This window comes from Micrococcaceae bacterium Sec5.8 (assembly GCA_039636775.1).
Taxonomy (GTDB): domain Bacteria; phylum Actinomycetota; class Actinomycetes; order Actinomycetales; family Micrococcaceae; genus Arthrobacter.
This window is the reverse complement of sequence record CP143429.1, coordinates 1476229-1488967: the sequence shown is the minus strand read 5'-3', so window position 1 is coordinate 1488967 and position 12739 is coordinate 1476229. Positions and strand designations below refer to the sequence as shown.

Genomic DNA, 12739 nt, shown 5'->3' with positions numbered 1-12739 from the left:
CGAAAGGGAACATTCCTGCCCGAATTACTCACGGCAGGGTTCGTTCCAAGACCAGATGATGCGTACTCTCGTGTCATCGTTCACGCGAGGGAGCGTTTTAGTGGCCGATCAGGCAACTGCGCAAGAATTCGACATCCTGGTACTCGGCGGCGGCAGCGGCGGCTATGCAACTGCCCTGCGGGCCGTTCAGCTTGGCCTCACCGTAGGCCTGGTTGAAAAGGGCAAGCTCGGCGGGACCTGCCTGCATAACGGCTGCATCCCCACGAAGGCCCTGCTGCACTCGGCCGAACTGGCCGACCATGCCCGGGATTCAGCCAAGTACGGCGTCAACGTCACGCTGGACAGCATCGACATCACTGCCGTCAATGCCTACAAAGACGGCATCATCGCAGGCAAGTACAAGGGCCTCCAGGGCCTGATCAAGAGCAAGAAGAGCATCACCGTCATTGAGGGTGAAGGCAAGCTCCAGGGCACCGACACCGTCGTTGTCAACGGCACCGCGTACAAGGGCAAGAACATTGTCCTCGCGACCGGCTCGTACTCCCGCTCGCTGCCTGGTCTGGAAATCGGCGGCAAGGTCATCACCTCGGATGAGGCCCTCACCATGGACTTCATCCCCAAGAGCGCGATCATTCTGGGCGGCGGCGTGATCGGCGTCGAGTTCGCTTCGGTCTGGAAGTCCTTCGGCGTCGACGTCACCATCATCGAGGGCCTGCCGTCGCTGGTCCCCAACGAGGACGCGACGATCGTCAAGGCCTTCGAGCGTGCCTTCAAGAAGCGTGGCATTAAGTTCTCCACCGGTACCTTCTTCCAGGGGGTCGAGCAGAACGCCGACGGCGTCAAGGTCACCCTCGTGGACGGCAAGACCTTCGAGGCAGACCTCATGCTCGTCGCCGTCGGCCGCGGCCCCGTCACGGCCAACCTCGGCTACGAGGAAGCGGGCCTGACGATCGATCGCGGCTTCGTCATCACGAACGAGCGCCTGCACACCGGCGTCGGCAACGTTTACGCGGTCGGCGACATCGTTCCGGGCGTCCAACTGGCCCACCGCGGCTACCAGCAGGGCATCTTCGTCGCCGAGGAAATCGCCGGCCTCAAGCCGGTGGTCGTCGAGGACATCAACATCCCCAAGGTCACCTACTCCGAGCCGGAGATCGCAACCGTCGGCTACTCCGAAAAGGCCGCCAAGGCCAAGTTCGGTGACGACCAGGTCATCACCCAGGAATACAACCTCGCCGGCAACGGCAAGAGCTCCATCCTGGGCACGTCCGGCCTCGTCAAGCTCGTCCGGCAGAAGGACGGCCCCGTCGTCGGCGTCCACATGATCGGCTCCCGCATGGGCGAGCAGGTCGGCGAAGCCCAGCTGATCGTGAACTGGGAAGCCTACCCGGAGGATGTGGCCCAGCTGGTCCACGCCCACCCGACCCAGAACGAATCCCTGGGCGAGGCTCACCTGGCGCTGGCCGGCAAGCCCCTGCACGGCTGATAGTTCCGCCCGCACCACCGCAAGAACTTCGTGCGCAGTGCACCCGGCCGCAAAAGCCGGGTGCACTAAGCTCGACCAAGGCAGCATTCATCCGCATTAAAGATCAATAAGGAGAACGGGGACGACATGTCTGAATCCGTTAACTTGCCCGCCCTCGGTGAGAGTGTCACCGAAGGAACCGTCACCCGCTGGCTCAAGCAGGTAGGTGACCGGGTAGAGGTGGACGAGCCGCTGCTCGAGGTTTCCACCGACAAAGTAGACACCGAGATCCCCTCTCCGATCGCCGGCGTGATCGAGGAAATCCTCGTCGCCGAAGACGAGACCGCTGAAGTAGGCGCGCCGCTGGTGCGCATCGGCGATGGTTCCGGCACCGCCGGCTCGGGAGATGCCGCGGCCGCCGAGGCTCCCGCCGCTGAAGCACCCGCAGAGGAGGCGCCCGCCCCGGCGGCCGCCGAGTCCCCGTCCGCCGCCGAAGCACCGGCGCCCGAAGCTGAAGTACCCGCTGCCCAGGAATCTCCCGCCCCGGCGGGTGAAAGCCACGAGGTCACCCTCCCCGCACTGGGCGAAAGCGTCACCGAAGGCACGGTTACCCGGTGGCTCAAGAGCATCGGCGACAACGTGGAGGTCGACGAACCGCTGCTCGAAGTATCCACGGACAAGGTCGACACCGAGATCCCGTCGCCGGTCGCCGGCGTCCTGCAGGAAATCAAGGTCGCCGAAGACGAAACCGCGGAGGTGGGCTCCGTCCTCGCCGTCATCGGTTCCGGCGCCGCGGCCCCTGCTGCGGCTCCAGCCCCCGAAGCCCCCAAGCAGGAAGCCCCCAAGGCAGCCGCTCCGGCCGCAGCGCCCAAGCAGGAAGCCCCCAAGGCAGCCGCCCCGGCCGAAGCCCCCAAGCAGGAAGCCCCCAAGGCAGCCGCCCCGGCCGAAGCCCCCAAGCAGGAAGCCCCCGCCGCTGCTGCTGCCCCGGCAGCGTCGTCGGAGTCCGGTTACGTCACTCCGCTTGTCCGCAAACTGGCCAACCAGCAGGGCGTTGATATCTCGTCCCTGACCGGAACCGGCGTTGGCGGCCGCATCCGCAAGCAGGACGTCCTGGCGGCAGCGGAAGCCAAGGCAGCACCGGCCCCCGCCGCAGCCGCTCCGGCTCCCGCTGCAGCCCCGGCGGCGCGTCCGTCCGCCGAGCTGTCCTCGCTGCGCGGCACCGTGCAGAAGGCGCCGCGGATCCGCCAGGTCATCGCCCGCCGCATGCGTGAGTCGTTGGACATCTCCACCCAGCTGACCCAGGTACATGAAGTTGACATGACCAAGGTCGCCAAGCTCCGCGCCCAGGCCAAGAACTCCTTCCAGGCCCAGAACGGCTCCAAGCTGACCTTCCTGCCCTTCATCGCCAAGGCTGTCGCCGAGGCCCTGAAGCAGCACCCCAAGGTCAACGCCTCCTACGACGAAGACAAGCAGGAAATCACCTACCACAACGCCGAACACCTGGCGATTGCGGTGGATACGGATAAGGGCCTGCTGGTTCCGGTCATTGCCGACGCCGGCAACCTGAACCTTGCCGGTCTGGCAGGCAAGATCGCCGACGTCGCGGACCGCACCCGCAACGGCAAGATCGGTCCGGACGAGCTCAGCGGCGGAACCTTCAGCATCACCAACATCGGTTCTGTGGGCGCACTCTTTGACACCCCGATCATCAACCAGCCGCAGGTTGCCATCCTCGGCACCGGCGCGATCGTCAAGCGCGCCGTCGTGGTTTCCGATGAGAACGGCGATGACTCGCTGGCCATCCGCTCGATGATGTACCTCTCCTTGACCTACGACCACCGGCTGGTCGACGGCGCCGACGCGGGACGCTTCCTGCAGACGCTGAAGGCACGCCTTGAGGAAGGCGCTTTCGAAGCGGACCTGGGGCTCTAGCACAACGTCCGGCCCGCCAGAGCGGCGACGGCGGCACTGACACCGGTGGGGCAACCACCGGGACCTGTGCCGCCGTCGCCGTTTTTGCATGCCGCCGCCTGCTGTTCCGGCCCTGGCGGGTCCTACTACGGAGCGTAGAACCTTCTGGCTAGACTGGTGCCATGAATATCGTCTATAACATCATGGTCTTCCTGCACATCATCGGAGCCGCCATGATCGTGGGCATCTGGATCGTCCAGATGAAGAAACCCACCGTGCATCCCCGCCAGTTCGACGGCGCCGCCCTGCAGCTCATCACCGGCATAGCGATGATGGGACTCATTCCGGCCCTGAACATGGATGCCAACTACGCCAAACTCGGAGTTAAGTTCACCATCGCCCTCGTGGTGGCCGTGCTCGCCTTCATCGGCAGCCGCAAATACAAGAAGGATCAACCGGTCAGCAAGGGCCTCGCCCACGCCGTCGGCGGCCTTGCGTTGCTCAACGTGGCCGTCGCCACACTGTGGCAGTAGGCGCCCGTTCCCCGATTGACGACGGCGGCGCACCCCCTTTGCGGGTGCGCCGCCGTCGTCGTCCCGGCTGGGCCACAATCCACTGACAGCGGACACCGGTGCGGCCGGAGTGCTAAATCCCTAGGATGGGACACGGCACTATCCGGCGCTGCGCCGGTTCCGTGGCATGACAACAATCTTGAGGAGTGGACATGGCAGCAACACGCACCGCACACACTGTATGGAATGGCGACCTGATGACGGGCGCCGGCAACACCACCCTGGACAGTTCCGGGCTGGGTAATTTCGATGTCACATGGAAGGCGCGCGCCGAGGCTTCCGAGGGCAAGACCAGCCCCGAAGAACTTATCGCCGCCGCGCACTCGGCCTGCTTCTCCATGGCATTCAGCCTCGCCGTCGCCCAGGCCGGCCACACGCCCGAGGAAGTCAACACCAAGGCCGATGTCACGTTCGTGCCCGGCACCGGCATCACGGACAGCCACCTGACCGTCAGCGCGCGGATTCCGGACATCTCCGAAGAGGAATTCCAGCGTATCGCTGAAGAAGCCAAGCTGGGCTGCCCGGTCTCGGCTGCCCTGGCCGGCATCAAGATCACCCTGGATGCCACGCTGGCCTCCTAGTCCCAGACGCGCCAGAGCAAAAGCCCCCGTTCCCTGACCTGCAGGAAACGGGGGCCTTTGCGCGCCCGGCGCGCTTCGCGGGGCTAGGCGCCTGCCTGGCGGGCAGGCAGCGGAGCCGGCCGCAGGCGACGGTAGCCCTCCCGCAGCGGCGGCCGGTCGGCGGGCAGTTCCTCGATCATGTCCTTGAGGGCCCCGATGCCGAACTCCAGTTGCGGGTCGGTGCCGGCAGCGTGGGCGTGCGGCGGGAAGACCACTTCAATGTCGGGAGCGACGCCGAAGTTCTCGACGCCCCACCCCACCCCTCCGGAGAACCAGGTGGCGTAGCGGGGCTGGGTGACACCGGTTCCGTCGGCCAGGGCAAAACGGTTGTCAATGCCGACGACTCCGCCCCACGTGCGGGTGCCAATGACCGGGCCAATCCCGCGCAGCTTGGAAACCTGGGTGATGATGTCACCGTCCGAGCCGGCGAATTCGTCGGTCAGGATGACAACCGGGCCGCGCGGCGCGTGATGGGGGTAGGTCCGCGGCTTCTCTCCGCGGGGCATGCTCCAGCCCGTGACCTTGCGTCCAATCAGTTCCGCGACGAGCTGGGAGGTGTGGCCTCCCCGGTTGCGGCGGACGTCGACGATCAGTCCGTCGAGCGCTGTTTCAGTATCGAGGTCGCGGTGCAGCTGGGCCCAGCCATTGGCCATCATGTCCGGAATGTGCAGGTAGCCGAAGGTTCCCTGCGACGCCTGCCGGACGGTGCGGCGGTTGCCGGCCACCCACTCCTGGTAACGCAGCCGCTCCTCGTCGCGGACCGGAACCACGGCGACGCGGCGCTGCTTGCCGGCCTGGCCTCCGTGCCCGGCGCCGTTACGCAGCGTGAGCTCCACTGCGCGGCCCGCGGCCCCCACCAGCGCCATGGCGGGTGTCCGCGCTTCGGAGAGTTCGAGGCCGTCGATCGCCAAAACAAGGTCGCCGATCTTCGCGTCGGCGCCAGGGCGGGTCAGCGGCGAAGTGGCGAGCGGATCGGAGGACTCCCCCGCGAGGATCCGGATAATTTCCCAGCCCTGGCCGGTGAAGGCAAGATCGGCGCCGAGGCGGCCCTGACCGTTGCTGCCGTTCTCGGTGACAGCGGCCGGACGGACGTAGGCGTGCGAGGTGCCCAACTCACCGTGGAGCTCCCACAGCAGGTCCACGAGGTCATCGTGTGAGCCGAGGCGGTCCACGATCGGACGGTACCGGGCGTGCACGGAATTCCAGTCCTGACCGGCCATGTCTTCGATCCAGAAGAAGTCACGCTGAAGCCGCCAGGCTTCATCGAAGGCCTGGCCCCAGACGCTGGGCGGATCAAGCTGCACCCGGATCCGGCCGAGGTCAACCTTGACCAGCTGGCCGGATTCCTCGTCCGCCTTGGCGTTGGCGGGCGAGACGCGGATCTGCTTGTCCTGCAGGATGACCACCTTTTCGCCGTCGCCGGAGAGCCGGTAGCTGTCCAGCGCTTCCACGAGGGTGGTGCTTTTCCGGCGGGCGAGGTCGAAGCGGACGAGGCTGGGCGCGGCGTTTTTGTCTTCAAGGCTGGCACGGCCGTCGCCGGTCACGCCAAAGAGTTCGCTGTCGAGCCAGAGCAGGGCACCGGCAGTGGCGGTGAGATCGGAGTAGTTTCCCTGCGGCACCGGCACGGTGATGACCCGGTGCGCCAGGGAATCGGCATCCACCCGAACTGCCGGCACCTGGTCCTTCACTGCGACGTCGAGGGACGTGCTCCCGGGGGATGTGCCGTCGGCAGCGGTCCCGTCGTCCTGCAGGTCAACGCCCGGTCCGAAGGGCGAGGGGGTGTCCGCGGCGAGGGCCACCAGGTAGGGCTTGATCGGGCTCGGGAAGGACAGGTCAAAGGAATGCCCGTCGTAGACGGGGTCGAAGCTGCGGTTGGAGAGGAAGGCGAGGTATTTGCCGTCGGGGGTGAAGGAGGGCGATTCGTCGCGGAACCGGCCGTCGGTGACATCGATGATGGTGCGGTTTTCCTCCGTTGCGGCGCCGTCCGCTGCGACATCTACTGCGGTGATGCGCAGCCGGCTGCGGGACCCGAACGAGGTGACCGGCTCGGACCAGCCCAGCCAGGCCGAGTCCGGGGACCAGCTGAAGCTTTCGATGCTGCCCTCGCCAATGCTGCTGACGAGGGACAACGTTCCGGTCCGGGTGTCGGCCAGGTAGATGTCGCCGAAGGCGGTGCCGACGGCGAGCCAGTTGCCATCCGGGCTGGCCTCGAGGGCGCTGGCCCGGGTCGGTTTGGCGAAATCGATCCTGGTTAGGTGGCCGGCGGGTCCCTGCTGTGCGGGCACGTTCCCCTCCGCGGGTCCGGCGGTGCCGGCAGCGTCATCCGCGGTGGCCGGTCCGGCGAGGGCAGCAGCCGATACCGGGCTGGGCAGGGGTGTTCCTGCGTCGGTGTTTCCGGGTTCCAGCGATCCGGCGCCCCGGGGCGCGGAGCCCAGGGGCGCGGCGATAGCCTTCAGGTACAGGGCCTCGACGCCGCCGTGGTCAGCCACGTAGGCGATCCGGCCGGCGCCGAAGGGGCGCGGCAGTCGGGCCCGGACGCCGGGGGTTGCTTCGATTACCCGTGAGGGGCCGTCTTTGTGCTGCAGCCAGTGCAGGGTGCCGTGCGCCTCGACGGCGCTGGAGCCGCCGGCGTGGTCCGGGACTACATCGCCCAGGTGGCGGGACGGTTTCAGCGGCGCGGCGCGGCGGGCCTGGGAGGCCGATCCCAGGGTGATGCCGAGTTTGACCGGCTCTGCACCGAGGTCTGCCAGCAGCCATAGCTCACCGGCAGATTCGAACACCACCCGCTGGCCGTCGGTGGCCGCGTGCCGGACATAGAAGTCCTCGTGATCTGTGTGGCGGCGCAGATCGGATCCGTCGGGAAGCACCGAGTAGAGGTTGCCGTAGCCCTCGTGGTCGGAGAGGAAGGCGATCCGGCCATCGACCCACATGGGGTCAGTCAGGTTCCCGTCCAGCCCGGCCGCGAGTCGCTCGAATTCGCCGTTTCCGTCCGCGTCGATCCACAGTTTGCCGGCGGTGCCACCCCGGTAGCGCTTCCACCAGGCCGGTTCCCGCGAAAGGACGCTGGCGAGGACCACGGGCCGTTCGTCGCCGACGGCCGGCCCGAAGGCGACGGATTCCACCGGGCCCAGCGGAAGTTCGGTGGCCCAGCCGCCGGTGACCGGCAGGCTGTAAGCGTGCGTGAGGCGACTGTCGGCCTGGCGGAAAGCGCTGGTGACCAGCACGGCGCCGTCGGGGGTGAACCCCTTGACCCTGGTGCTCGCATGGCCGAAGAAGCTCAACTGGCGGTAACCGCCGCCGTCGACCTCGGCCGTGACAACTTCCGGCGATGTTCCCTGGATGACCGTCCACACCAGCCGCTTGCCGTCCGGCGTGAAGCGGGGGTTGCGGGCGGGCAGCTGCAGCGAGGAAATCCGCCAGGCACGGCCGCCGCCGAGGGGCGCAATCCAGACGTCGTCTTCGGCCACGAAAGTGACCAGGTCGCCGTGCAGATGCGGGAAACGGAAGTAGCTGGAAGAAGTCATCGTCTGATCATAGTCACGGCCGGCCGTCCCGCCGGGAGGTGTACCCGCTGCGCCGGGCATGGTGAGATGGACCATGCGAATCATCATTGCCGGGGCCTCAGGGCTGATCGGAACGGCCATTTCAAGCACTTTGCGCAGTGCCGGGCACGACGTCGGCACGCTGGTCAGGCGTCCGCCAGCCGCACCGGACGAGTTCCAATGGAACCCCGGGGAGGGCAGCATTGATGACACCGCACTCAAGGGAGCCGACGCCGTCGTGAACCTCTCCGGCGCCGGCATCGGAGACCGGCCGTGGACTGCCTCGCGCATCACAGAACTCCGCAGCTCCCGGTTGGGGGCGACCCGGACGCTGACGGCGGCGATGGGGCGCCTCGATACTCCCCCGGCAGTCTTCCTGAGCCAGTCCGCCTCAGGTTTTTACGGCAGCGCCGGACCGGCGGTGCTCCGGGAGAACTCCCCCGCCGGCAGCGGTGTGCTTGCCGGAATCTGCGTCGACTGGGAGGCGGCCGCGCACGAGGCTCCCGCCGGAGTCCGGGTGGTCACTCCCCGCACGGGCGTTGTCCTCAGCCGATCCGGGGGCGCCCTGGGCAAGCTTCTGCCGCTGCTGCGCCTGGGCGTGGGCGGTCCCATGGGCAATGGCCGGCAGTACTGGCCGTGGGTCACCCTGCCGGATGTTGCGGGCGCCTACGCGTTCCTGCTGGACAGCCAGCTCTCCGGGCCGGTGAACCTTTGCGCGCCGGAGAGCGCGGACATGAACTCCTTGATCGCGCAACTGGCCGCCGCCCTGCACCGCCCCGCGGTGCTCCGCGTTCCCGCCCCGGTGCTTCGCCTGGTCATGGGCAAACTTGCCGAGGAGCTGCTGCTCGCCAGCCAGCGGATGGAACCGGCCGTCCTGAGTGAGGCCGGCTTCCAATGGCAGCACCCGTCGCTGGCCCAGGCAGCCGCCTGGGTCGCAGGCAGCGGACCGGACGCTTAGGGATCGCCTGCGGCCGTCAGCCGGCCGGCGCAGAGTTACTCGTTGCGCCGACGGCGGGTTCGACGGTGCCGGCGGGGTCGGCGGGGTCGGCGGGAAGAATGTCCTGGATCCGCCAGCGGCCTTCCACCGAGGCCAGCACCAGCCGCAGCCGCTGTTCCGGGGTGGAAGGGGTCGCGGCAAGCACAGTTCCGGCGGCGTCGAGTTCCTGGTACGGGGGCGTCCTCGCGGTGACTGCCACCACGGCCTGCTTGCCGCGGGCCTCTGTGGTAGCAGCCGGCTCCGCGGCTACCCGGGTCAGGACGGTATCGAAACCGGAAAGCACCCGACCGGATTTTTTCAACGCAGCGATGATGCGTCTGTCCGCTGCGGCCGCGGCCGATGCTGGAACGTTGACGTCCGCCAGCAGGTCGAAGTCCCCCGAGTTCAATGCCCGGGAACGGAGCCGGGCCAATCCGCGGACTGCTACGCCGGGGTCCGGCGACGCCAGCTGCGCCAGAACTTCGGGAGACAGCCCGGCCGCAGCGGTGGCCGGCGCGCCGGCGTCCGGCGCCGATCCCTTCCCGGCTCCGGCGTCCCTGGCGGGAACGGCGTCTGTGACTGGCAAACCTGGAACCGACCCCGGCGTCCAGGTACCGTAGACAGCCCACGCCGCCACGAGGGCCCCCAGAAGCGCAACAGTGGCGGCTGCCGCCCGCAGGGCACCGGCCGGCCGTGCTGAGTGGGCCGCGAAGACCGGGAGGGGGCGCCGGAGCGGCCGATGTGAGGACCGCCGTCCGGTCGCTCTCCCGCGGGCAGATGGCGCTGCGCCGGACAGCGGGTCTGCGGGTTCTGTGCGCTGCGGTTCACCGCCCTGACGCCGCGCGCTGAACCGGGGACCGCGGAGCCGCCGCGGCAGGGCCCGCAACAGTCCGATCCGACGCCCCTGTCCGGTGCCCGGCAGCGCCCGCCGTGTCGGCAACTGCGGAATGACCGTGGGGTGGACCGAGACCGAGAGGTCCAGGGGCGCCGCCGGGGCACTGTGATAAAAGGCGGCCGCCAACTCGGCGGCAGAGGGCCGTAGTCTGCGGTCCTCCTGAAGCCCGGACTCCAGTGCCGCGGCGAGAGCCGACGGAACGCCGGGAACCAGCAACGGCAGAGGCGGCCGCTGCGTTCCGGGCTCGGGAGGATGGCCAGTGAGGCAAAACCAGCCCACGGCAGCGAGCGAGTACAGGTCGCGCTCCGGCAGCAGCCCCGCACGGACGGCGTCCACCGGCGCCGGGTCGCTGAAACCCTCCGTTCCCGCGCCCGCTCCCGCCCCGGTCTCAGCCACCATGCGTGCCACGCCCACGTCGGCCAGCAGCGGTTTTCCCTGGGCGGTAAACAGGACGTTGCCAGGTGAAACGTCGCCATGCGTGAAGCCTTGAGCATGCAGGTACGCGAGGGCCTGGGCGATCGGCGTAAGGACAGTCACCGTCTCCCCCGGCCCCAGGGTTCCCCTGCTGGCGACGAGCTGGCCCAGCGACCCGCCCGCCGCGTAGTCCATGGTCAGCGCCAGGTTCCCACCGGTTCCACCGGCAACCGGCACCACGCCGTAAGCCCGCACTAAATGCGCGTGGTCCAAGAGGGAGAGAACGCGCACCTCCCGCCGCGCAGAATCCTCAGCGCTGCCCCCGTCCGGGCCGTCACTGGCAGTGAAACACTTCAACGCGTACTCGCGGCCGGTGGAGCGCTCGGTGGCCAGCCACACCGCGGCGGTACCGCCGCGCCCCAGACAGCGGCCGACGTCGTACCCGGGAACCACGGGAGCGCTGGAGCGAGGAAAGTCTTCCATCACCAAGGAATAGCGGATCCCGCCGTTTCCTGCAGAAGTTATCCACAGGTGAGAGCTTCACCACAAAATCAGCTGCCATGACACGCCGGGTCTAAGCTGGATGCCATGACTCTTGAGTTCTCCCAGCTGGGTCTGGCCCCGGAATTTGTCGACTACACGCGCGGCTGGGACCTCCAGCGCAAACTTCATGAGAAGGTCGTCGCGGGTACCGCTCCCAGCACAGTCCTGCTGCTCGAACACGCCGCCGTTTACACCGCGGGTAAACGCACCGAGGACCACGAGCGGCCCTTTGACGGAACACCGGTGGTTCCCGTCGACCGCGGCGGCAAACTCACCTGGCACGGCCCGGGCCAACTGATTGGCTACCCCATCATCAAGCTCAGGAACAAAGCCGGCATCCGCGATTACGTAGAGCGGCTGGAAGCAGTGATCATCGCTGTCCTGGCAGACTACGGAATCGACGCTGTCCGGATCACAGGCCGGGCCGGCGTCTGGATCGACCAGGACGAGAAGGGCCCTGCACGCAAAATCGCCGCCATCGGCATCCGCGTCCACGAGGGCGTCACCATGCACGGGTTCGCCATCAACTGCAACAACGATCTGGCGCCGTACGGGCAGATCATCGCCTGCGGCATTTCCGATGCCGGCGTCACCACGGTCTCGCAGGAGATCGGCCGGGACATCACCCCCGCCGACCTCGTTTCGCGGATCATCGAGGAACTGCGCAACAATGAAGAAGCGCTAGTTGCAACCCACGAAGGAGCTCTACTGTGACCCTGGCACCAGAAGGCCGGAAAATGCTGCGTATCGAGCAGCGCAACGCGGCCACCCCGGTGGAACGCAAACCGGATTGGATCAAGGCCAAGGTCCAGATGGGCCCCGAGTTTATCCAGCTCAAGAAACTCGTCAAGAAGGAGGGCCTCCACACGGTGTGTGAAGAGGCCGGCTGCCCCAACATCTTCGAGTGCTGGGAAGACAAGGAAGCCACCTTTCTGATCGGCGGTTCCGAGTGCACCCGCCGCTGCGATTTCTGCCAGATCGACACCGGCAAGCCTTCCCCTGTGGATGTTTTCGAACCCACCAAGGTGGCACGTTCCGTCCAGGCGATGCAGCTCCGTTACGCCACCGTCACCGGGGTGGCCCGCGATGACCTCGCCGACGAGGGTGTCTGGCTCTACGCCGAAACGGTCCGCAAAATCCACGAGCTCAACCCGGGCACCGGCGTCGAGCTGCTGATTCCGGACTTCTCCGGCAAGCCCGAGCACATCGAAGCGATCTGTGACTCCAAGCCCGAGGTGTTTGCCCACAACGTCGAGACCGTTCCCCGGATTTTCAAGCGCATCCGTCCGGCGTTCCGCTACGAGCGGTCCCTGGATGTCCTTACGCAGGGCCGCAAGCTCGGCATGGTCACCAAGTCCAACCTGATCCTGGGCATGGGTGAGACCCGCGAGGAAATCTCCGAGGCCCTGCGCGACCTGCACGACGCCGGCTGCGACCTGATCACCATCACCCAGTACCTGCGCCCCTCCGAGCGGCACCTTCCGGTGGACCGCTGGGTCAAGCCGCAGGAGTTCGTTGACCTGCAGCAGGAAGCGGACGAGATCGGTTTCCTCGGCGTGATGAGCGGTCCGCTGGTCCGTTCCTCTTACCGCGCCGGCCGGCTCTGGGCCACCGCGATGCGCAAGAAGGGCTGGGAAATCCCGGCCCAGCTCGCCCACATCGAGTCCTCCGGCAGCACCCGCCAGGAAGCAAGCTCACTGCTCGCGGCGCATTCCTGATTAAGTCCTAGCGATTGCGGCACAGGGCCGGCACTGGAGGAATCCGGGGTCCGGCCCTGAGCCGTGCATCACGTAGAATTAAG

General features: G+C 67.4%; 9 protein-coding genes. 7 read left to right on the top strand and 2 right to left on the bottom strand.

Annotation, left to right across the window (positions count from 1 at the left end):
* Positions 1-100 precede the first annotated feature (100 nt).
* The 4 genes from lpdA (at position 101) to VUN84_06790 (ending at position 4529) form a co-directional block, all read left to right on the top strand.
* Positions 101-1486, top strand: a complete 1386-nt coding sequence (gene lpdA / locus VUN84_06805) for a dihydrolipoyl dehydrogenase (GenBank protein ID XAS65356.1) — start codon at positions 101-103, stop codon at positions 1484-1486.
* 126 nt (positions 1487-1612) lie between these two features.
* Positions 1613-3397: a 2-oxoglutarate dehydrogenase, E2 component, dihydrolipoamide succinyltransferase gene (gene sucB, locus VUN84_06800; protein XAS65355.1), complete on the top strand. Its 1785-nt coding sequence runs from the start codon at positions 1613-1615 to the stop codon at positions 3395-3397.
* Positions 3398-3558: 161 nt separating this feature from the next.
* Positions 3559-3909, top strand: a complete 351-nt coding sequence (locus VUN84_06795; protein ID XAS65354.1) for a hypothetical protein — start codon at positions 3559-3561, stop codon at positions 3907-3909.
* Between the two features lie 191 nt (positions 3910-4100).
* Positions 4101-4529: an OsmC family protein gene (locus tag VUN84_06790; GenBank protein XAS65353.1), complete on the top strand. Its 429-nt coding sequence runs from the start codon at positions 4101-4103 to the stop codon at positions 4527-4529.
* Positions 4530-4612: 83 nt separating this feature from the next.
* Here VUN84_06790 and VUN84_06785 read toward each other — a convergent pair whose 3' ends face one another.
* Positions 4613-8092 (bottom strand): S41 family peptidase, encoded by a 3480-nt coding sequence (locus tag VUN84_06785; protein ID XAS65352.1) that lies wholly within the window; start codon positions 8090-8092, stop codon positions 4613-4615.
* A gap of 73 nt (positions 8093-8165) precedes the next feature.
* Between VUN84_06785 and VUN84_06780 the strand changes: the two genes are divergently transcribed.
* Positions 8166-9068 carry a TIGR01777 family oxidoreductase gene (locus tag VUN84_06780; GenBank protein XAS65351.1) on the top strand — a complete coding sequence of 301 codons (903 nt, stop codon included), beginning with the start codon at positions 8166-8168 and terminating at the stop codon, positions 9066-9068.
* A gap of 16 nt (positions 9069-9084) precedes the next feature.
* On the opposite strand, the gene VUN84_06775 is transcribed toward VUN84_06780, so the two are convergent.
* Positions 9085-10878, bottom strand: coding sequence for a serine/threonine-protein kinase (locus VUN84_06775; protein ID XAS65350.1), 1794 nt, complete (start codon positions 10876-10878; stop codon positions 9085-9087).
* A gap of 105 nt (positions 10879-10983) precedes the next feature.
* Between VUN84_06775 and lipB the strand changes: the two genes are divergently transcribed.
* Positions 10984-11652, top strand: a complete 669-nt coding sequence (gene lipB / locus VUN84_06770; protein ID XAS65349.1) for a lipoyl(octanoyl) transferase LipB — start codon at positions 10984-10986, stop codon at positions 11650-11652.
* Entirely contained in the window at positions 11649-12656 is a 1008-nt protein-coding gene (lipA, locus tag VUN84_06765) for a lipoyl synthase (GenBank protein XAS65348.1), read from the top strand. Before lipB ends, lipA begins: the two co-directional genes overlap by 4 nt.
* The last annotated feature ends 83 nt before the right edge of the window (positions 12657-12739 follow it).